The following is a 20,840-nucleotide window of genomic DNA, read 5'->3' on the forward strand; positions in this document are numbered from 1 at the left end:
GGAATCGGGATTCAGCCAGGCTCGAAAGCCTGGCTGAAAAGCATCACTCAGGAATGCGCAATACCTGGCCGGGATAGATCTTGTCCGGGTGCGACAGCAGCGGTTTGTTGGCTTCGAAGATTTTCTGATACTTGTTGGCGTCTTTGTACTCAGCCTTGGCAATCGCGCTGAGGGTGTCGCCTTTTTTCACGGTGACGAAACGCGCCGCCTGAGCGACCGGGCCGGTCACGGTGATCTGGTCGTCAACGCTGCCGATACCGGCAATGTTGCCCAAGGCCAGCAGAATTTTCTCTTTTTCTTCCTGGCTGGCGACTTCACCGGTCACCGTGACCGTATCGCCATTCACTGTTGCCTGAACATTCGGGTTGCCCAGGCCGACCTTGGCGATGTGCTCCTTCAACTGCTCGCTCGCATTGGCATTACCCGGCGTTAACAGGTCAATAAGCTTTTCGCCCGCTTCTTTCACAAAGCTAAAAATACTCATGATGCACTCTCCTTGGGTTTATGAGGTCCAGACGCGAAAGACTAGACCAACGGCAAAGAACGAGGTTGCGATCCGACCAATGACTCAAGTGCTCTGCAAGCGCGTTAGAATCTCGAGCCTGACCGCGCCCTGGAGCGAAGATGGACATCAAGCAACTTAAATTCCTCATCGCCCTCGACGAAACCCGGCATTTCGGCCAGGCCGCTGCGCGTTGTCACATCACCCAGCCGACCCTGTCCATGCGCCTGCGCAGCCTCGAAGAAGAACTTGAGTTGCCGCTGGTCAATCGAGGTCAGCGCTTCGAAGGTTTCACCGCACCGGGTGAACGGGTGCTGGCCTGGGCGCGCACCGTGCTGGCGGCCTACGACGGCTTGCAGGCCGAGGCGGCTGCCTGTCGCGGCAATCTGGTCGGTACGTTGCGTCTGGGTGTGGTGCCGCTGTCGAGCTTCGATCCGCTGCCGCTGATGCAACGCCTGCACGCCGAACACCCGAACCTGCGCTTCGAACTCTCGGCCCTGAGTTCTGAACAGATCCTCGAACAACTGGCGAACAATCGCCTGGATCTTGGCGTGTCGTACCTGGAGCGACTGGACGGCGAACGCTTCGATTCCCTGGCGTTCAGCGAAACCCGCATGGGCCTGCTCTACGATCAGCGCTTCTTCAGTTTCGGTGAGGCGCCGCTGAGTTGGGAGTCCCTGATCGAACTGCCGCTGGGCATGCTCACCAGCGGCATGCATTTTCGGCAGTCCATCGACCACAACTTCCACAGTCGCGGCCTCACCCCGCAGCCGTTGCTGCAAACCGATGCCGTCCACCAATTGTTACAAGCGGTGCACGGTGGATTCTGCTGCGCCGTGATGCCTCTGGACGGAGGCCTGGAAAAACTCACCGATCATTTACGCCTGCAACCCATCGAAAATGCTCAAACCCTCGCCCGGCTGGGGCTGATCATGCGTCGCAGCGCTCCGCGCTCGGCACTCGCGGAAGCCTGTTTCGCGATTCTTCAGCAATCGCTGCCAAGCTCTTGATCGACGCTATCTATCGGTAGATCAGTATTAGCGATTAGACGCGACAAGTTGACGCGCCTAGGCTTAAAGCAGCCTAAACCGTCGGTGATGCCTCATGAACGCCAAGCACCCTGTCTGCGCGGCGCCAGCCCTCGAAACGCCAGCGCCCGCCGCAAGCCAGACGTACAGTTACTGCGACCTTCAAGACACCGAATCAGCCAGCACCGCGCTGGCCGAAGAAGTCGCGTTGGCGATCGCTTATAACGGCATCAGTCAGGCGGTCATGTTGGTGACGCCGACCGATCTTGAAGACTTCATCGTCGGCTTCAGCCTCGGCAGCGGCATCATCGAAGACGCTTCCGACATTTATGACCTGCAACTCAGCGGCTCGGGTTCAGCGCAATACGCGCAAGTGACCATCGCCAACCGCGCCTTCTGGAACCTCAAGCAACAGCGTCGGCAAATGGCTGGCACCAGCGGTTGCGGACTCTGCGGTGTGGAAGCGGTGGAGCAGGCCTTGCCAGACCTCAAGATACTGCCCGGCGCCCCCTTGCCGCCCGCCGAATGGCTCGATGGTTTGCGTCAGCGCATCGGTGCGTTCCAGCCTCTTGGCCAGTACTCCGGCGCAGTGCACGCCGCCGTGTTTATGAACAGTCAGGGCCAATTGCTGCTTGGCCGCGAAGACATCGGCCGACACAACGCCCTGGACAAACTGATTGGCGGACTGATCCGTCAGAAGATCCCGACCACCGGCGGGCTGGCGATTGTCACCAGCCGTTGCAGTCTCGAATTGATCCAGAAAGTGTTGCGCGCAGGCATCCAGACCCTGGTCAGCCTGTCGTCGCCCACGGGCCTAGCCGTGCAATGGGCCCGTCGCCACAACCTCAATCTCATCCACCTGCCGCAGAAAAGTGCGCCGCGGGTCTACAGCCCTGCGACGGAGAACCAAGCGTGAGTCAACATCGTCAAGCCGACCAGAAACCCGTCCCTCGCTACAAGCCCTACAAAGGCCCAGCCGGTGGCTGGGGCGCGCTGGCCAGCGTTGCCCGGGCCTGGTTGACCAGCGACAACGCGCTGAAAAACCTGCGCATGATGCTCAAGACCAACAAGAACGGCGGGTTCGACTGCCCCGGTTGCGCCTGGGGCGACTCCAACGAAGCCGGCATGGTGGCGTTCTGCGAGAACGGCGCCAAAGCGGTGAACTGGGAAGCGACCAAACGCCGTGTCGACGGTGCGTTCTTTGCCAAACACAGCGTCAGCTCGTTGCTGGAACAAAGTGACTATTGGCTGGAATATCAGGGGCGTCTGACCGAGCCACTGCGCTACGACGCCGAGACCGATCGCTACAAACCCATAAGCTGGGAAGCGGCCTTCGCGCTGATCGGCAAACACCTGCAAGGGCTGTCGAGCCCGGATCAGGCCGAGTTCTACACCTCGGGCCGCGCCAGCAACGAAGCGGCGTACCTGTATCAATTGTTCGTGCGTGCCTACGGCACCAATAACTTCCCCGATTGCTCGAACATGTGCCACGAGGCCAGCGGTGTGGCCATGTCGCAAAGTGTCGGCGTCGGCAAAGGCACCGTCACCTTCGACGACTTCGAACACGCCGACGCGATTTTTGTCTGGGGTCAGAACCCTGGCACCAACCACCCACGGATGCTCGAACCGTTGCGCGAAGCGGTGAAACGCGGCGCTCAGGTGGTATGCATCAACCCTTTGAAGGAGCGCGGCCTGGAACGCTTCCAGCACCCGCAACACCCGATCGAAATGCTCACCAACGGCGACAAGCCGACCAACACCGCGTACTTCCGTCCGGCATTGGGCGGCGACATGGCGATCATGCGCGGCATGGCCAAGTTCCTGCTGCAGTGGGAGCGTGACGCACAGAAGGCGGGTGAGCCGGCCGTATTCGACCACGACTTCCTCAATGAACACAGTGTCAACGTGCTGGAATACCTGGGCATCGTCGACGACACCTCGTGGGAGCAGATCGTCGAACAATCCGGACTGACGCTGGTTGAAATCGAGCAAGCGGCGCGGATGTACGCCAAAGGCAAGAACGTGATCATGTGCTGGGCGATGGGCATCACACAGCATCGCCATTCGGTGGCGACCATCCAGGAAATCGCCAACCTGATGTTGCTGCGCGGCAACATCGGCCGCCCCGGCGCCGGTCTGTGCCCGGTGCGCGGCCACAGTAACGTGCAGGGCGACCGGACCATGGGCATCAACGAGCGTCCGCCGGTGGCGTTCCTCGATTCCCTGGAGCGTCGCTTCAAGTTCAAGGTGCCGCGTGAAAACGGTCACAACGTGGTCGAGGCGATCCATGCCATGGCTGACGGCCGCGCGAAAGTCTTTATCGGGCTGGGCGGTAACTTCGCCCAAGCCACCCCGGACAGCTCACGGACCTTCCAGGCCCTGAGCAACTGCGACCTGACCGTGCAAATCAGCACCAAGCTCAACCGCAGCCATTTGGCGCACGGTAAAGACGCGTTGATCCTGCCGTGCCTGGGTCGCACCGACATCGACATCCAGACCGAAGGCCCGCAAGCGGTGACCGTCGAAGACTCGTTCAGCATGGTTCACGCCTCCAACGGCCAGTTGCAGCCGCTGTCGAACCAGATGCGCTCTGAGCCGTCGATCATCGCCGGCATCGCCGCCGCGACCCTGGGCAGCAAACCGGTGGACTGGAACTGGCTGGTGGCCGATTACCGGCGCATCCGCGACCTGATCGCCGACACCATTGCGGGTTTCAAGGACTTCAACGAGAAGATCCAGAACCCGGGCGGGTTCTACCTCGGCAACAGCGCCGGTGCTCGCCGCTGGAATACCGCGTCGGGGCGCGCCAATTTCCGTCCGAATGCCCTGCCTAAAGATCTGGTGCACGAACGCACTCGCGCCACCGGCGTATTGCCGGACCTGATCATGCAGTCGATGCGCTCTCACGATCAGTACAACACCACGATTTATGGGCTTGATGACCGCTATCGCGGCGTGAAAGGTCAGCGTGATGTGTTGTTCGTCAACGAAGCCGACATCATTCGCCTGGGGTTCAAACCAGGGCAGAAGGCTGACATCGTTTCGATCTGGGATGATGGCCGTGAGCGTCGGGTGAAGGGCTTTACGCTGCTGGCGTTTGATATCCCTGCCGGACAAGCGGCGGCTTACTATCCGGAAGTGAATCCGCTGGTGCCGCTGGAAAGCATCGGGGATGGCAGCCATACGCCGACATCGAAGTTTGTGGCGATCCGGTTGGAAGCGGCGAGTGCGACTGGGTTGATTATGGCCAAGTCGGCTTAACGTAGTGACAAGACTGGCCCCGTCGCGAGCAAGCTCGCTCCCACAGTGGATCCTGATTGAACACAAATACTATGCCCACTGAAGATCTAATGTGGGAGCGAGCTTGCTCGCGATAGCGGTGGAGCATTCAACGAATTTCCGAATTGACTGCTTTTCCTTTCGCCCACAAAAAAGGCCGTTTTGCATGAAAACGGCCTATCCGAAGTAGCTAAAGACCGGCGAAAAACACTTAAGTTCCGGCTAAAAAACAGTAACTTATAGAAATGTGCTCAAGTCGTGTTACTCGTCGGATTTCGATTGTCACGACCATGACACAGCCTCAGGATCGCGCCGTCATCCCCTTGAGGTTCCTCTAATGAAGTTCTCCTCGATTCTCTTGTTGTCCCTTGGCCTGGTCAGTGGCTTCGCTTCTGCCGGCGGCACCACCGAAGCAGGTGTGGGCGGCGCATTGGGCGGGGTTCTGGGCTCGGTCGTCGGTCAGTCACTAGGCGGCAGTACAGGTTCCACCATTGGCGCGGCCCTGGGCGGCGCGGGTGGTAGTGCTGTTGGCGCAGACAAACGCAGCCGTGGCGAAGCAGCCATTGGCGGTGCGTTGGGCGCAGCAGGCGGTAACGTGGTCGGTCGCAGCATGGGCGGCACCACCGGCAGCCTGATCGGCTCCGCAGCAGGCGGCGGCGCCGGTGGCGCGCTGGGTAACTACATGGGCAACAAGAGCGATGACGACGATGATCGTCGCTCCTATCGTCGTGGTTATGATGATGATCGTCGCTACTACCGTGACGGCCATCCGGGTCGGGGCCATGCCTATGGGCATCGCAAGCACAAACATCGCTATCGCGACTGAGGTTGAATCACCTCGTTTACCGGTAGATCAAAAAAATCGCAGCCCAAGGGCTGCGATTTTTTTTGCCCGTCAAACCACCAACCGCTCCAGCGCCCCGCGCAACCCGGCAGGAATCGCCACCGGCTGATTAGAGGCCCGATCCACAAACACATGCACAAAGCGCCCTGCTGCGCAGGCTTCGTCTTCCCCGGCCTTGAACACCGCCAGCTCGTATTGCACCGAACTGTTGCCCAGCTTGCCCACCCGCAAACCGATTTCGATCCGGTCAGGGAAGGCAATGGAAGCGAAGTAATCGCAGGCCGAACTCACCACAAAGCCCACCACTTCGCCATCATGGATATCCAGATCGCCGACTTCGATCAGGTAGGTGTTCACTGCCGTGTCGAAGAAGCTGTAGTAGGTGACGTTGTTGACGTGACCATAGGCGTCGTTGTCGTGCCAGCGGGTGGTGATGGGTTGGAAGTGCGGGTAGTCGGTGCGTTGATTCATGCGCAGTTCTCGTATTGAAGTGGATGAAGTTTACCGATCCGCAAACCCTTTACCCATCGCCTCCAACTCGCCAATCAAGCGCGCCGGCTTCCAGTGATCACCTTGGCGTGTCTCAAGCGCCATCAACCGCTGGTGAATATCCGCCAACCCTTGCTGATCCGCCCATGCCATCGGCCCCTCCTTGTCCGCCGGGAAACCATAACCATTGAGGTAGACCAGATCGATGTCGTGCGCCGACCCGGCAATGCCTTCCTGAAGGATCTTCGCCCCTTCGTTGACCAGCGCCAGCAGGCAGCGCTCCAGAATCTCCTCGGCGCTGATCTCGCGACGCTGGAAGCCCAACCCTTCGCTGACCTGCAACACCAGCGCATCGACTTCCGGATCGTGCTCAGCCTGTCGACTGCCCGGTTCGTAGTGGTAATAGCCGTTGCCACTCTTCTGGCCAAAACGCCCCAGTTCGCACAGACGGTTATCCACCTGAACCTCTGGTGCGTCCTGGCCTTTGCCCGCCAGCTCCCGAGCACGCCATCCCAAGTCGACACCGACCACGTCGTACATGCGGAATGGCCCCATGGCAAAACCGAAACCTTGCAGCGCCGCATCCACCTGATAGGGATAGGCGCCCTCCAGCAGCATCTTGCGCGCTTCAAGCACGTAGGTATTGAGCATGCGATTACCGATGAAACCTTCGCAGTTGCCCGCCACCACGCTGACCTTGCCCATGCGCTTGCCAAGCTCCAGCGCCGCTTCGAGCACCGCCGGCGAAGTCTGTGCACCGCGGACGATTTCCAGCAACTTCATGATGTGCGCCGGGCTGAAGAAATGCAGGCCCAGGACTTGTGTCGGACGGCGAGTCGCCGCGGCAATGGCGTCAATGTCCAACGCCGACGTGTTGCTGGCCAGAATGGCTTCGGGTTTGAGCAGGCCATCCAGTTCGCGGAAGATCTTTTGCTTGAGCTCCAGGTTTTCGTAAACCGCCTCGATCACCAGATCGACATCACGGATCGCCGCATAATCAGCAGCCGCCGTGACCCGTGCTATGCGAGCGTCCGCTTCGGCCTGATCGATCCGTCCCTGACGCACGTTGTGGGCGTAGGTGTCCGCCACGGTGGCCAGCGCCTGTTCAAGCATTTGTGGGTTGTTATCGACCCACTGCACCGGGACGCCGGCGTTGGCCAGACACATGACAATGCCACGGCCCATGGTGCCTGCGCCAATGACGGCGGCGCGCTGAATAGTGAACGGTGTCTGGCTCATAGTTGTTCTCTTGTTGGCGATCCAAAGACAGCCTTCACCATAGTCAGCCACCGCGCATTTTTGAAATTTATTCCTGTGATGAGCAACATTCAGCGGATGGATCTACGCCGGCAAATGCGCCTCGGCCCACGTCCGGACTTCGGCATACGGATAATCCTCCAGCGCCGCAAACCCGGGAATCGACCGTGCCTTGAGCTTGGTGAACAGCGGCACGCCGATGCCGCATAAAAACCGCGTCACACGTTCCGCCGACGGAACGTTGCCGGTGTGCTGCTCATGCCTGTGGATAAAATCACCGCACAACGCCTCGAAGTGTTTATCCACAATTGCCGGTAATTCCGGTGGCGTCGGCAACCGCGCCACGTCCCCGTGACACACCGAACAATGCCCGCACTGCTGCGGCGCATTTTCATCGCCGAAGTACTCGGCCAGGCGATAACCCAGGCAATGGTCCGTGGCGAACAGATCCAGCATGGCGTGAATCCGCGCGATCTCGGTACGCTCATGCCGAGTGAAGTAAGCGTGTAACTCGGTGCTCAGGGCCTGGCTGTTGAAGTCCGTTTGCAGCAGGCTGTAGACCTCGGTCATCTGCTTGCTTTCGAGCTCGACCCAGCCCTTTTCCTGGAAATAATCCAGTGCCTTCACCACCCGATTACGCTCGGCCTGATGCTGTTCATACAGCGCATCGAAATTCACTGTGGCCCAGGTCCGTGCGCGGCTCGAGGTCTGGATGATCGCTGCGACGAAGTCTTTGCGCTCACCCTCGAAGCGGGCCAGCAAGGCCTCGGGTTCCTGCAAGTATTTGAAGCGGTATTCGGCGTAATAGGCGTAACGCGGGGCGATGATCCCGCGCAGTTCCAACTGCACCAGCAAGGTCTTGAGGGGCAATTGGCGGATGTTGCTTTGGTCCGCTAGCGGCCCCAACAGAAACTCCCACTGCCCCTCGGGTGCGGCGGCTTGCAACTCGTCGAGCACATAGCGGATGCCATCCAGCTCAGGCGTATCGCCGTAGACGAAGTTTTCCAGCACGTTGAGGCTGTCGCGGTTGGCCAATACCAGGCAGTCGGACGGCTGCCCGTCACGCCCGGCGCGGCCGATTTCCTGGCTGTAGTTTTCGATGGATTTGGGCAGGTCGAAATGCACCACGTTGCGGATGTCGCTCTTGTCGATGCCCATGCCGAACGCGATGGTGGCAACGATGCAATTGGACTGCCCACCCATGAACCGGCGCTGAATTGCTTCGCGTTGTTCGTGGGGCAGACCGGCGTGATAGGCCTCCGCCTGAATGCCGTTGCGGGACAGATGTTCGGCAATGTGCTCGGCGGTTTTCTGCAGGGTGACGTAGACAATGCTCGGCTGGTCGGGACGCTGGCTCATCCATTCGACAAGGCGTCGGCGTTTGTCCTGACCGCGCACCGGTTCCACTAGCAGATTGAGGTTCGGCCGATAGAAACCGGTGGTTACTACGTCTTCGGGGGCAATGGCGAACTTGGCCTCCATGTCAGCGATCACCTTGGGTGTCGCGGTGGCGGTCAGCAGCAGCGCCTGAGGGATGTTGAACTGGCGCTGATAGTCGGGGAGCTTGAGGTAGTCAGGGCGAAAATTGTGGCCCCATTCCGAAATGCAGTGCGCCTCGTCCACCACCAGCAACGAGATTGGCACCTGCTGCAAGAAATTGCGGAAACGCTCGTTCTTCAAGCGTTCCACGGAGATCATCAAAATCTTCAGTTCGCCAGACTTGGCCCGGGCCATCACGTCGCTAGCGTCATCGCGGCTCTGGGCCGAATCGATACTGCCCGCCGCAATGCCATGGCGCTTCAGGAACGCCAGTTGATCCTGCATCAACGCCAGCAGCGGCGAGACCACCAATGTCAGGTGCGGCAGCAGCAAGGCTGGCAATTGATAACAAAGGGACTTGCCCGAGCCGGTGGGGAAAATCGCCGCCGCCGAACGCCCGGCCAACACCGCACTGACCGCCGCTTCCTGGCCGGGTCGAAACTGTGGATAACCGAAAACCTGTTCCAGGGTGTTGTGCATAAGCTGTCACTCCGTTGACCGCTGCGAAGCCCAAAGCCTAGCCGGCAAACGCAGCGAGTCGAGAAAAGGTCGGGGACCAAAACGATACGGGATGATACAGCTTCGAACGATCGTCAGCAGACGATGAGGCTACGGCACCAACACCGCCACTCGCAGCTGCTCATTAAGCGCCTGCTCGTGAAACACTTGGCTCTTGCTTGCCCAAATGGCATGGGCGGGGCTGATTTCGCCGGTGAACGCTGCCGCCAACTGACGCAAATCAGCGACGCTTCGCACGCGGGGGCAGAAGGGTTCGCTGTCGCAGTTCTGACTGGCGCTGCGATAGGTGATCAGCAAGCGGTCCCATAAGTCATCACGCACCTGCCTGACCGACTTGAGCTTCACATCCTGCACGCCCAGTCGTTGTTTCAGGCTCTGTTCGTCCAGCGCTTCACTGGCCAGCAATGCCTTGCCGAACATCAGCACTTCAGCACGGAAAGCGGTGTCCATGCTCGCCTGACTGGTCAGCGAATCCGGCCAACCGGTGCGATCCATATTGGCCAGGACCATCGAGTTACCGGCGTCAGCAGCATCTGCTGCGCGACAAATCCCGGCCCACAGCAACAAAATCGCGGCCATACGTAGCCATTGCATACTTAATTCCCTTTAAGCGTTGGACGGACGTTTCGAAACGTCCTACTGATTCTGGCGCGCACCATACAGAGGTTTGATGCGTTGCGCCTGACAAACCCGTAGGAAATTTGCCGTCTAAGGGTTTAGGCGTAAAAAACCTCGGGAAACGCGTAGGCTCGATCCGAAAAGGCAGGTAAAACCCCTACAAAACCTGTCCATCGCAGCCGTATTGCCGCGCGGCGCCGTGCCCTTCTATAGTCTGCGGCGCGGCTGAAAACAGGGTGTCGACCTGCCGGCGAGACTGCCCGACTTCTTACAGGACTGACCTAAATGCAAGACCGCTATCGCCCACTCAAAACCAGCTACAGCGAAACGCCCGTCCTCGTCATCGACACCGCGGCCAGCACGGGTGCCGTCCTCGACGCAGCGCACCAACGCCTGCGCGCAGCCAGCGATTTGCTCGAAACGCTTTATTGTCTGTGCTTCAAACAGGCCGATGTTAAAGACATCCCTCATATAGTGAATGCACTTTATTTACTAACGCAGGATGGTTGCGAGCTTCTAGAAGTTGCCAAACAAAGAATAGGACATTAGAACTTCGCCACAATTCCAGCAACAACTAACCACTTCATTATCTAAATAAATCAAACTAGTCTGCACGCTCTTAAACCAAACAAGAGCACAACAATGACTACATTAACTATTTTCTTTTGCGGTACCGGCTCGACTAAATTCGACAACCAAAACCCAACTTACTGGAATGGCGAACTGGTTTCGGCACTGGCCTCCCATCATGCTGGCCGAGAGTTTGCCGAATGGATCGTCATTGACGGCCCAGGCACCAGCAACCTGCAAGCTGATGAGCTGTTCACCAAATCCAAGGACTACGGCCTGAGCGGCACGCTGTTCGGCAAGGGCTGGGAGGAGAACGTAAAGCACGCCATCAACATCATCAAAGGCCAATGTGACTGGCAACGTGAAAAACTGACCGAGACCGAATACAACCGCCTGAAGGCTGCAGGCATTCCAATCGAAGACGTGATCGTCGAAGGCTCCTGGCTGTGGCGTAAATATAACTACGGCGACCGCAGTGTGACCCAGCAGAAGTTACAAGAACAAATCATTAAAACGTTTCGCAAGGACGGCGTTATTCCAACCAAGGTCAACTTGGTAGGCTGGAGCCGCGGCGGCATTAGTTGCCATATGCTGGCCAATGCCATGTTCAAGGACAGCGCACTGAAGAACATCCCGGTAAATATCTTTGCGATTGATCCGGTACCGGGCATCGGCAACTTTCAGGAAGACAAAGTAAAACTGAATGCCAATGTAAAAGAATACGTCGGCTTCTACGCCCGAGACGAGCGTTCCAAAGGCTTCAGCTGTGTCATCCCGCAAACGGCCACCGGCACCCGAACCCACATTTATCCCATGCCTGGCCGCCATGGCACGCTGGTTGGCAACGCCGCCGCAGATGGTGTCAGCGGCCCTAAAGCGCTGGCCGAACCCGGCCTGGTCGTCCGCCACTTTGCCGAAGTGTGCCTGAAGCGCTGGGGAGTGCCGCTGAACAAAACCCTCAACCTGACTCCGGCCGACTTGCAGAACCACCACAACACCATGGCCAGCGCCACCGAAAAATACAAAGCGATGGAAAAGTGCTCGTACACCTACTTCACCGAGCTGGACCAGGGCGAGCGATACGTTTCGCTGGGTAGTAATGGGGTCAAGTTCTCAGCAGTGAAAGGCACGATCTACGCGCCGGCAACCGGGCTGACCACTAGCCCGCTGGATGTTGCTTCGTATCAGCATATTCGTTGAGGTGGTAGGGCGCGGGATGGCGGAAAAGCACGAGAAATTTCGTCGCGAAAATTCCTATAGAAAGGGCCTAGCCGAGGTTCGGCCCGATCCTACAAGCGGGGACTCTTTGTCGTCTATCGCTGCCCGGCTGCTCACACCTATAGTCGGGCTGTCGCTGCTAATTCAGCGACTCGGGCTTGGTCACCTGAATAGAGAACTCATTCCGCTTCCGTTGTATGCTGCGGCACTTCAAGTGCCTGCACGCTATATGGTGGCTGTGTTCGGGACGCCTTCGGGCGTACCGGCAAAGTGAGTTCTCACCGGTTTGACCAACCCGAACACAGTCCGCCTCCCATCGCTTGGTCACGATGGTGGTGGTTTCTCCTGATGCACTTGAGAATTCTCACTATGAATAAATTGAACCCGTTCCCCGATCGCTACCGCCCCCTCCAAACAAACCTCACCGATTCCCCACCCCTGATCATCGACACAGAGGCCAACCCCCAGGACATTCTCGAAGCCGCCCTCCAGCGAATCCGAGCCTCCGGCGACCTACTCAAAACCCTACATTGCCAATGCTTCAAAAACGGTGACGTGGAAGACATCCCGCATATCACCCACGCCCTCTACCTGTTGACTCAGGACGGCTGCGACCTGCTGAAAGTCGCGCAACAACGCATGATGGGCTGGAAAGCACCAACCTGACGTTGAGCGAAGATCGTTCCCACGCTGTGGGAACGATCAAAACCACGGGATAACCTTGAGCAAATTTTTTGATGAGCTGATGGAAATCGTGCAACAAATGAACGAGATCGTACGGGGTGAGCGCCAGCCTTCCCGCGAATTCCATGTTCGCTGCTCTGATCGACATCCAACACATCGCAAGATCAGGCTTAATCCGCCTCACGAAATGGCCCTGAACAGAAGACGCCCCATGAACCTCGCCCCCAACTTCCCCGACGACCACGCCATGCACCTGCTCATGCAGCTGCTGCACGAAGAACTCGGTCTCCCCGAACGCAAAACCATCAGCCTCACCGCCTCGATCAACTTCGACCTGGGCTGTGACGGCGCAGATGCGCAGCATTTGATGGAAGCACTGGAAGAACAGTTTGGGATCGACTTCGTGGACTACGACACCTATCGCTACTTTCAGCCCGAAGGGTTTGATGTGCATCTCAAGCGACGGGCAAAGGGTCGCGGCGACAAAGTCCCGCTGACCATCGGCATGCTTTACCAAGCGGTCAAGGTGCAACGGTGGGATACCAAAGCTCTGGAAGAGATCTGACCGAGCACTTAAGTGGCATTATTCTGGCTGTTTACCCATATTTCAGTTGGAATAATGGCAGTTTTCGCAATCGATCAAATCCTACTCATACCGCATAAACCTGGAGTGGCTGGACAGGGCAGGCTGCTTTTCGCAACTGGTCGAGCTAGCCCAGCATCTCAATACATAAGTGCTATTATTCTGGCAGTTTAGGCTTAAAAATGAAGGAATAATGGCACATGGCTAAGAAAACAGCGCCGCTCCTGCCAGCAGCAGCCAAGCTGCTCTCCGAGTTTGGCGAGCGGCTCAAACTCGCTCGGTTACGCCGCAAGCTGACAGCCAAGCAGGTTGCCGAGAGGGCTGGCATGTCACTGACAACACTGCGCTCTCTAGAGTCAGGTGGATCTGGCGTGACAATCGGGGCTTATTTGTCAGTGATGCAGGTGCTGGGCCTGGAGAAAGACTTGAGCAAACTCGCCGCAGTGGATGAGCTGGGGCGCCAACTGCAAGACGCTCAATTAACCCCAAGAGCAAACCTCGCAGCCAGTAAACGCCAACGAGTACGCAGCGTAACCCCAGCGAAGGTATCGCCACCTATTCGCGACAGGGAGACGGGGGCATTTGAAAGTCCCACCTCTAAATCGGACCTTGCTGCTGATTTCCCTTTGAACACTCACTCTTTATCCAATTTGTTAACCAAGAAAAACCCCAAACCTACGACGGGTAAAAAATGACACGGATCGCGGTGTATGCCGATTGGGAATCCTTGAACGGACCAAGGCGTCTTGGGTTCCTCCATGCCAGAAAGGCTCGCTCCACCAACGTATTTGAGTTTGAGTACGACACTGCTGCTCTGGCCGATCCCGAGTTGAACTTCACATCGCTGGATCCCCGAATCGGCCTCTTTGAGGGCCGGCAGTTCCCTGGCCAACATCAGACCCGGTTCGGCGTTTTTGCCGATTCAAGCCCGGATCGATGGGGCCAATTGCTGATGAAGCGACGGCTGGAACGAGACATCCGTGACGGGTTGGCCCCTAAAGGCACCAAGCTGTACGAGTCAGATTTCCTTCTAGGCGTTCATGACCTCTATCGGGTTGGAGCGATCCGCTACAAGCTCAATGACGAAGGAAATTTTCTGGATGATCGCAACGGGTTGGCAGCCCCACCCTTCGTCGAGTTGCGTGCCTTGGAAGAAGCAAGTCGTGCCTTGGAGAACGATCCGGACAACACCTCTCCCGATGGGCGCGAGTGGCTGAGGATGCTGATAGCGCCTGGCGGTTCATTAGGTGGCGCCAGACCCAAGGCCAGCGTTGCTGACGAGCGCGGTCATTTATGGATAGCCAAGTTCCCGAGTACCCGCGATGACTATGACGTCGGCGGTTGGGAAATGGTGGTGAATGCCTTGGCGAGTCATTGTGGTTTACGGGTCGCGATCGGCACCGCACGCCGCTTCGCGAGTGATCATCACTGCTTCATGGTCAAGCGCTTCGATCGCACCGAACAGGGTGGTCGACTGCATTTTGCTTCAGCAATGACCATGACCGACCGTGTTGACGGTGACGACGCATCGGTAGGTGCCAGCTACCTTGAGTTAGCAGAAGTGCTCATGGAACACGGCTCAGAAACCAACGCAGATCTTCGCGAGTTATGGTCTCGTATCGTGTTCAATATCTTGGTCTCCAATACCGATGACCACCTGCGCAACCATGGTTTTATCCTCGACCCCGGCCGGGGATGGCGTCTGTCTGATGCCTACGACATGAACCCGGTAGCACACGCCGATGGATTGAAGCTCAACATCACAGACGCCGACAACGCGCTGGATCTTGAACTCGCTCGCGAAGTGGCCGAATACTTTCGGGTCAGTCGTGCAGATGCGGAAGAAATTATTGAGAGCTTCCAAGGAGTCGTCAGCCAATGGCCAACGCTAGCGGGCGCAATCGGGCTATCAAAGCGTGAGCAAGACAATATGGCTCCGGCGTTTCGCCTCTCTGGCAATTGACCTCCGTACTGCTCTTCTCTCGACCATAAAAAAGCCGCCCCTAGAGGCGGCTTTTTCATCACATCAAACCAAATCTTACAAATTCGGCCCAGCAGCCTTGATCGCGTCGCTCACTTCAAACTTCTTGAAGTTCTCAACAAACAACCCAGCCAGTGCTTTAGCCGCTTCATCGTAAGCAGCCTTGTCAGCCCAGGTGTTACGTGGGTTCAACAGGCCAGTCTCAACGCCCGGCACCGCCAACGGCACGTCCAGGTTGATGGTGTCGAGGTGTTCGGTTTCAGCACCGATCAACGCGCCGCTCTGGATCGCTGCGATCACGCCGCGAGTGGTCGGGATGTTGAAGCGTTTGCCGACGCCGTAGCCACCGCCGGTCCAGCCGGTGTTGACCAGGTAGACCTTGGAGCCGAAGCCGCGGATGCGCTTGATCAGCAGTTCTGCGTATTCGCCAGCCGGACGCGGGAAGAACGGTGCGCCGAAGCAGGTGGAGAAGGTCGACTTGATGCCGCTGCCGGAACCCATTTAGGTCCAGCCCACCCCTGCGGGTTAGCCGGCCCCGCAGTGGTTGGGCCCATGTTAATCCCTGAGGATCGACACTGGCGGCAGTACGCCGGTCAGGTCGCAGGTCAGGAAGATCACAGCGTTTGGCTCGCCACCGAGGTTTTTCTCGGAACGCTTGGCAACATGCTCCAGCGGGTAGGCGGCGCGGCTGTTCTGGGTCAGGCTGACATCGTCGTAATCGGCGTGCTTGGCGTCATCGATAACGACGTTTTCCAGGACTGCGCCGTGCTTGATGGCTTTCCAGATGACCGGCTCGTTCTTCTCGGACAGGTCGATGCACTTGGCGTAGCAGCCGCCTTCGATGTTGAAGACAACGCCTTCGCCCCAGCCGTGCTCGTCGTCACCGATCAGGTAACGGCTTTCATCGGCGGACAGGGTGGTTTTGCCGGTGCCGGACAGACCGAAGAACAGGGTCACATCGCCCTCTTCGCCGATGTTGGCGGCGCAGTGCATTGGCAGGACGTCGGCAGCCGGCAGCAGGAAGTTCTGCACCGAGAACATGGCTTTCTTCATTTCACCGGCGTAACGCATGCCGGCGATCAGCACTTTCTTCTGAGCGAAGTTGAGGATCACGCAACCGTCGGAGTTGGTGCCGTCACGCTCTGGCACGCACTCGAAGTTGGCAACGTTGAGCACTTGCCACTCATCACGGCCAGCCGGGTTGTACTTTTGCGGGTTGATGAACAGGCAACGGCCGAACAGGTTCTGCCAGGCAGTCTGAGTGGTCATCTTCACGGCCAGGTAGTGGTCTTCTGACGCACCTACATGCACGTGGGAAACGAAATGCTCTTGCGCGTTGTTGAACGCCTCGACGCGAGCCCACAAGGCATCGAACTTGTCGGCCGGGAATTTGCGGTTGATCGGGCCCCAGGCAATGGCTGCTTGGGTGGTCGGCTCTTCAACGATGAAACGATCGACTGGCGAGCGGCCGGTGCGGTGACCGGTGCGAACAACCAGCGCGCCGGTATCGGCAAGCTCGCCTTCACCGCGACTCAGGGCTTCTTTAACCAGATCATCAACACTCAGATCGGTGTACACGGCGTTATTGGCTTGCGTCATGAGGTTCCCCGTCGGCCATTGGCCGAGTGTGCTCCAAACGTTTTGTAGTAGAAAGTCGTGCACTACTACCGCGAAAAAAGTGGGCCGGATTATGCCAGAAAAGCCCAAAAATAGTAGGGCCCTCCCGTCGTAACGGCGTTATTCCGGCACAAACCAGTGAATTTACCTGCGCTGAACCGTTTTAGTGACGGGTATCTGACGGCGTATCAACACCCGCACCGGCGAATAATTGAGCGATATCGGCGGCGTCGAACAGGTAGCGCTCGTTGCAAAACTGGCAATCAATCTCAATGTTGCCGCCATGTTCGATCACGAGCGACTGGGCATCTTCCAGACCCAAACTGACCAGCGCATTGGCAGAACGTTCGCGGGAGCAGCTGCAACGGAAGCGTAGTTTCTGCACATCGAAAAGACGAACCTGCTCTTCGTGGTAGAGACGATGGAGGATGGTTTCGTTGTCCAGGCTCAGCAATTCATCGGCGGTCAGGGTGCTGCCCAGCGCGGTGATGTGCTGCCAGCTCGCGGCGCGCTCTTCTTCGTCTTTCAATCGATCAGCAGGCAGTTGCTGCAGCAACAGGCCACGGGCGCGACGACCATCGGCGTACAACCAGAAACGCGTACCGACTTGTTGGGACATCACGAAGTAGTTAGTGAAGCACTCCGACAGGGTTTCGCCATCGAGGTCGACGATGCCTTGGTAACGCTGGCCCTGGGTCGGGTCGACGGTCAACGCCAATACGCCGTTGGGCATCAGGTCGGCGAGGGTCGCGTCGGGGGCGATCTGGTCGGCTTCGTATCGGGCCAGGCCACGGATTTCGCGCTCGCTGGAGCACTCGATCATCAGCAGCGGGATCGGGCCTTCGGAACGGGCCTGGAGAATCAGCAAGCCATCGAACTTCAAGGTGCCGACCAACAACGACGCCGCCGCCATCAGCTCGCCAAGCAGTTGTGCAACCGGCTCCGGGTACGGGTGTTTAGCGAGGACTTCGGCGTAGCTACGCTCCAACGCAACCAGCTCGCCGCGGGTGTCGCTGTCATCGAAGATGAAGCGTTGGGTGTAGTCGGTATCCGGTAAATCGGTCATAGGTCTGGGTATCTGAAGTAATGACAAAATGATTTCAAACAGCGAGAAATTGCGCCTCTGCGGCACCATTTTGGTGCGCGACGTTCAGCCATGAGAGGCATTTTATGAACAATCCGGGTTTGTTCCAAGCAAGGTGGAACCGCCGCCGGTTGGCTTTATGCAATTTCTTACCTCTTGCGCTGCTGGCCTTCTGGTTATGGCTGCAAGCTCGCTCCCACAAGGACTGCGCAATACCTGTGGGAGCGAGCTTGCCCCGGGCGGCGATCCGACGAAGGCTGCTTCACAGGCAACACAGAAGCAACTGACTACTCGTCGTTGCTGCTTCCACGAAGCTTGAACAAATCCCGTCGCTGCTTCTTGCTCGGTTTGCCATCGGTGCTCACGCCCAACGAACCGGCCTTACGCATGGCCGCAGCCGCCTCGCGCTTGGCGATGCTGGCTTCAGTTTCAGCGTAGAGCGCCTGAGCCTCTGGCGCGCCACGGCGTACGATCGACAGCGCCTGAACCACCACCGTGCGCTCCTCGAACCCTGCGCGAATCTGAAACTCGTCGCCGACCCTCGGCTCCTTGCCCGGTTTGCAGCGCTCGCCCCGGCAATGCACCTTGCCGCTTTCTATCGCCGCTTTGGCCAAGGCGCGTGTTTTATAAAAACGCGCGGCCCACAACCATTTATCGAGACGGACCTTGTCGTCCTCTTCCTGTTTTTGTGCCACTGGAATTCCTCTCTCGGTGAATAGTCGGAACTGTACTACCGTTTCTGTCGGGCGCAAGAACTCGGCCCTCCAGATAGACTGTGTTCTTGGCCGGCTCACCGGCATGGAGTAATCGAGTGACTATATTTCCGTCTTCATTGACCTCGCCAAAGGGCGGTTGCCAGGGTTGCCAGCAAAGTGAGCCCCTGGGCTTCGATTTTACCTTTGCCTACCAACCGATCGTCGATTTGCGAGATCAGTCGATTTTCGCCCATGAGGCACTCGTGCGCGGTGTAAAGGGTGAGGCTGCACTGTCGGTTCTCGATCAGATCACCGAGGACAACCGCTACCGCTTCGACCAGCTCTGTCGGACCCGAGCCATTGAAGGCGCGGCGAATCTAGGGATGCAGACGCATCTGTCGATCAACTTCATGCCCAACGCCGTGTACCGCCCGGAACTGTGTATTCGCAGCACGCTGGAAGCAGCGAAAAAACACAACTTCCCCATCGACCGGTTGATTTTCGAAACCCTGGAAAGCCAGCACGTAGATAACTATCGCCATTTGACCAATATTCTGCGTGAATACCGCGAATTCGGCTTCAAGACCGCCATCGACGATTTCGGCGCGGGCTACTCGGGGCTCAATCTGCTGGCTGATTTCCAACCGGACCTGATCAAACTCGACATGGCACTGATCCGCGATGTCGACCGTGATCGTGTTCGTCAGGCTATCGTTCGAGGGATTGTCACAATCTGTGCGGAGCTGAACGTTACAGTCATTGCCGAAGGGATCGAAAGCGCCGGAGAACGGGACTTCCTGGCGGACTGTGGAATTTTTCTGATGCAAGGTTACTGGTTCGCCAAACCTGCATTCAAAGCGTTGGCTCAGGTAACGCCTGAGGCCTGGACGCATTAATCGCTGGTTTATTCCTATTGAAGACATTTGACCATTTGACCGTTGTCGGTCTGCGCGAGTGGGTGGCGCTCCCGGATTTGGGAGTCGCGGGCCTGCGCGCAAAAATCGACACCGGCGCCAGCACCTCCAGCCTGCATGCCACCGATATCGAACCGTTCGAGCGCGACGGGGAACAGTGGGTGCGCTTTACTGCTCACTTGGGCACGGTGGTGCAACTGCGTCACCGGCGCTGCGAAGCACCCCTGGTGACGATGAAAACCATCAAAAGCTCCAACGGCCACGCGCAGATGCGTTACGTGGTCAGCACCACCCTGGCCCTCGGTGATCGGGTCTGGCGGGTCGAATTCACGCTCGCCTGCCGCAAGTCCATGCGTTATCGCCTGTTACTCGGTTCCAAAGCCTTGATCGACGGCCAGTTGGTGGTCAATCCGGGCATTAAATACGTACAAGACAAGCCGGTGTTCCCGGTATCTACCTCCTCCACAGGTGTTGCATGAAGATCGCTGTGCTGTCGCGGAACCCGCGTCTGTATTCCACTCGTCGTCTGGTCGAAGCCGGTACCGAGCGTGGCCATGAAATGGTGGTGATCGACACCCTCCGCGCCTACATGAACATCGCCAGCCACAAGCCGCAGATCCACTACCGCGGCAAGCCGCTGGAAGGTTTCGATGCGGTGATCCCGCGGATTGGCGCGTCTGTGACGTTTTATGGCTGCGCGGTGTTGCGTCAGTTCGAAATGATGGGCGTTTTTCCACTCAATGAATCGGTGGCCATCGCACGCTCGCGGGACAAACTACGCTCGCTGCAATTGCTGTCGCGCCGGGGAATCGGTTTGCCAGTCACCGGTTTTGCGCACTCCCCGGATGACATTCCCGACTTGATCGAGATGGTCAACGGCGCGCCGCTGGTGATCAAGGTGCTGGAAGGCACTCAAGGCATCGGCGTGGTGATGTGTGAAACGGCGACGGCGGCGGAGTCGGTGATCGAGGCGTTCATGGGCCTGAAGCAGAACATCATGGTTCAGGAATACATCAAGGAAGCCGGCGGGGCGGACATTCGCTGCTTCGTGGTCGGCGACAAGGTGATCGCGGCGATGAAGCGCCAGGCCAAGCCTGGGGAGTTTCGCTCCAACCTGCATCGTGGTGGCACCGCCAGTCTGATCAAGATCACACCGGAAGAACGCATGACGGCATTGCGTGCGGCGAAGGTGATGGGTTTGGCAGTGGCGGGCGTGGACATCCTGCGTTCCAATCACGGGCCGCTGGTGATGGAAGTGAATTCGTCGCCGGGGTTGGAAGGGATTGAAACCACCACCAGCAAGAACGTGGCGGGGATCATCATTGAGCATCTGGAGAAGAATGGTGGGCCGAATATGACGCGCACCAAAGGTAAAGGCTGAAAGCGAAAAGATCGCAGCCTTCGGCAGCTCCTACATGG

General features: G+C 58.1%; 20 protein-coding genes and 2 pseudogenes. 14 read left to right on the top strand and 8 right to left on the bottom strand.

Features of this window, described 5'->3' with window-relative positions; genetic code table 11:
- Positions 1 to 43 precede the first annotated feature (43 nt).
- The gene (lysM, locus tag ACIQU2_RS05500) at positions 44 to 484 is read right to left on the bottom strand and encodes a peptidoglycan-binding protein LysM (protein ID WP_403139257.1); all 441 of its coding nucleotides are present in this window, start codon (positions 482 to 484) and stop codon (positions 44 to 46) included.
- Between the two features lie 140 nt (positions 485 to 624).
- Here lysM and ACIQU2_RS05505 point away from each other — a divergent pair, with 140 nt between their 5' ends.
- From ACIQU2_RS05505 to ACIQU2_RS05520, 4 genes are all read left to right on the top strand, one after another.
- Positions 625 to 1,512, top strand: coding sequence for a LysR substrate-binding domain-containing protein (locus ACIQU2_RS05505; protein ID WP_283189635.1), 888 nt, complete (start codon positions 625 to 627; stop codon positions 1,510 to 1,512).
- A gap of 94 nt (positions 1,513 to 1,606) precedes the next feature.
- The gene (fdhD, locus tag ACIQU2_RS05510) at positions 1,607 to 2,446 is read left to right on the top strand and encodes a formate dehydrogenase accessory sulfurtransferase FdhD (protein ID WP_403139260.1); all 840 of its coding nucleotides are present in this window, start codon (positions 1,607 to 1,609) and stop codon (positions 2,444 to 2,446) included.
- Positions 2,443 to 4,791: an FdhF/YdeP family oxidoreductase gene (locus ACIQU2_RS05515; RefSeq protein ID WP_403139263.1), complete on the top strand. Its 2,349-nt coding sequence runs from the start codon at positions 2,443 to 2,445 to the stop codon at positions 4,789 to 4,791. Before fdhD ends, ACIQU2_RS05515 begins: the two co-directional genes overlap by 4 nt.
- A 355-nt stretch (positions 4,792 to 5,146) precedes the next feature.
- Positions 5,147 to 5,635 (top strand): glycine zipper domain-containing protein, encoded by a 489-nt coding sequence (locus ACIQU2_RS05520; RefSeq protein ID WP_347802642.1) that lies wholly within the window; start codon positions 5,147 to 5,149, stop codon positions 5,633 to 5,635.
- Positions 5,636 to 5,704: 69 nt separating this feature from the next.
- Here ACIQU2_RS05520 and ACIQU2_RS05525 read toward each other — a convergent pair whose 3' ends face one another.
- The 4 genes from ACIQU2_RS05525 to ACIQU2_RS05540 all read right to left on the bottom strand — a co-directional run bounded on the left by ACIQU2_RS05525 (position 5,705) and on the right by ACIQU2_RS05540 (position 10,051).
- Complete coding sequence (locus tag ACIQU2_RS05525; protein ID WP_403139267.1) at positions 5,705 to 6,124, bottom strand: acyl-CoA thioesterase; 420 nt, start codon at positions 6,122 to 6,124, stop codon at positions 5,705 to 5,707.
- Positions 6,125 to 6,154: 30 nt separating this feature from the next.
- The gene (locus ACIQU2_RS05530) at positions 6,155 to 7,381 is read right to left on the bottom strand and encodes a 3-hydroxyacyl-CoA dehydrogenase NAD-binding domain-containing protein (protein ID WP_403139269.1); all 1,227 of its coding nucleotides are present in this window, start codon (positions 7,379 to 7,381) and stop codon (positions 6,155 to 6,157) included.
- A 102-nt stretch (positions 7,382 to 7,483) separates the two neighbouring features.
- Complete coding sequence (locus tag ACIQU2_RS05535; protein WP_403139273.1) at positions 7,484 to 9,418, bottom strand: ATP-dependent DNA helicase RecQ; 1,935 nt, start codon at positions 9,416 to 9,418, stop codon at positions 7,484 to 7,486.
- A 129-nt stretch (positions 9,419 to 9,547) separates the two neighbouring features.
- Positions 9,548 to 10,051 carry a polysaccharide deacetylase gene (locus ACIQU2_RS05540; RefSeq protein ID WP_403139275.1) on the bottom strand — a complete coding sequence of 168 codons (504 nt, stop codon included), beginning with the start codon at positions 10,049 to 10,051 and terminating at the stop codon, positions 9,548 to 9,550.
- 309 nt (positions 10,052 to 10,360) lie between these two features.
- Between ACIQU2_RS05540 and ACIQU2_RS05545 the strand changes: the two genes are divergently transcribed.
- From ACIQU2_RS05545 to ACIQU2_RS05570, 6 genes are all read left to right on the top strand, one after another.
- Positions 10,361 to 10,624, top strand: coding sequence for a hypothetical protein (locus tag ACIQU2_RS05545; RefSeq protein WP_347802647.1), 264 nt, complete (start codon positions 10,361 to 10,363; stop codon positions 10,622 to 10,624).
- Positions 10,625 to 10,717: 93 nt separating this feature from the next.
- Positions 10,718 to 11,845, top strand: a complete 1,128-nt coding sequence (locus tag ACIQU2_RS05550; protein ID WP_403139279.1) for a hypothetical protein — start codon at positions 10,718 to 10,720, stop codon at positions 11,843 to 11,845.
- A gap of 387 nt (positions 11,846 to 12,232) precedes the next feature.
- On the top strand, positions 12,233 to 12,529 hold the full coding sequence (locus tag ACIQU2_RS05555; RefSeq protein WP_123367054.1) for a hypothetical protein: 297 nt from the start codon (positions 12,233 to 12,235) through the stop codon (positions 12,527 to 12,529).
- Between the two features lie 229 nt (positions 12,530 to 12,758).
- Positions 12,759 to 13,112 carry a DUF1493 family protein gene (locus ACIQU2_RS05560; RefSeq protein WP_403139399.1) on the top strand — a complete coding sequence of 118 codons (354 nt, stop codon included), beginning with the start codon at positions 12,759 to 12,761 and terminating at the stop codon, positions 13,110 to 13,112.
- A gap of 218 nt (positions 13,113 to 13,330) precedes the next feature.
- Entirely contained in the window at positions 13,331 to 13,825 is a 495-nt protein-coding gene (locus ACIQU2_RS05565; RefSeq protein ID WP_403139282.1) for a helix-turn-helix domain-containing protein, read from the top strand.
- Complete coding sequence (locus ACIQU2_RS05570) at positions 13,822 to 15,093, top strand: type II toxin-antitoxin system HipA family toxin (RefSeq protein ID WP_403139284.1); 1,272 nt, start codon at positions 13,822 to 13,824, stop codon at positions 15,091 to 15,093. The genes ACIQU2_RS05565 and ACIQU2_RS05570 overlap by 4 nt, the downstream gene beginning before the upstream one ends.
- Positions 15,094 to 15,168: 75 nt before the next feature.
- Here ACIQU2_RS05570 and ACIQU2_RS05575 read toward each other — a convergent pair.
- Positions 15,169 to 16,710 (bottom strand): annotated as a pseudogene (locus tag ACIQU2_RS05575) (phosphoenolpyruvate carboxykinase).
- Positions 16,711 to 16,891: 181 nt separating this feature from the next.
- A complete protein-coding gene (gene hslO / locus ACIQU2_RS05580) occupies positions 16,892 to 17,794 on the bottom strand; it encodes an Hsp33 family molecular chaperone HslO (protein ID WP_008149293.1) in 903 nt (300 codons plus the stop codon).
- A 104-nt stretch (positions 17,795 to 17,898) separates the two neighbouring features.
- On the opposite strand from hslO, the pseudogene ACIQU2_RS05585 reads away from it, so the two are divergent.
- Positions 17,899 to 17,994, top strand: a pseudogene (locus tag ACIQU2_RS05585) (phosphoesterase); the annotation flags it as partial.
- Positions 17,995 to 18,099: 105 nt separating this feature from the next.
- Here the strand turns inward: ACIQU2_RS05585 and ACIQU2_RS05590 are convergent.
- On the bottom strand, positions 18,100 to 18,507 hold the full coding sequence (locus tag ACIQU2_RS05590) for an RNA-binding S4 domain-containing protein (protein WP_403139287.1): 408 nt from the start codon (positions 18,505 to 18,507) through the stop codon (positions 18,100 to 18,102).
- Positions 18,508 to 18,623: 116 nt separating this feature from the next.
- Here ACIQU2_RS05590 and ACIQU2_RS05595 point away from each other — a divergent pair, with 116 nt between their 5' ends.
- The 3 genes from ACIQU2_RS05595 (at position 18,624) to rimK (ending at position 20,802) form a co-directional block, all read left to right on the top strand.
- Positions 18,624 to 19,403: an EAL domain-containing protein gene (locus ACIQU2_RS05595; protein WP_347802651.1), complete on the top strand. Its 780-nt coding sequence runs from the start codon at positions 18,624 to 18,626 to the stop codon at positions 19,401 to 19,403.
- 77 nt (positions 19,404 to 19,480) lie between these two features.
- Complete coding sequence (locus tag ACIQU2_RS05600; RefSeq protein ID WP_235992871.1) at positions 19,481 to 19,900, top strand: ATP-dependent zinc protease; 420 nt, start codon at positions 19,481 to 19,483, stop codon at positions 19,898 to 19,900.
- Positions 19,897 to 20,802 carry a 30S ribosomal protein S6--L-glutamate ligase gene (rimK, locus tag ACIQU2_RS05605; RefSeq protein ID WP_134419496.1) on the top strand — a complete coding sequence of 302 codons (906 nt, stop codon included), beginning with the start codon at positions 19,897 to 19,899 and terminating at the stop codon, positions 20,800 to 20,802. Before ACIQU2_RS05600 ends, rimK begins: the two co-directional genes overlap by 4 nt.
- Positions 20,803 to 20,840 lie beyond the last annotated feature (38 nt).

It is taken from the genome of Pseudomonas sp. NPDC098740, from assembly GCF_044760065.1.
Classification (GTDB): Bacteria; Pseudomonadota; Gammaproteobacteria; order Pseudomonadales; family Pseudomonadaceae; genus Aquipseudomonas; species Aquipseudomonas rossensis.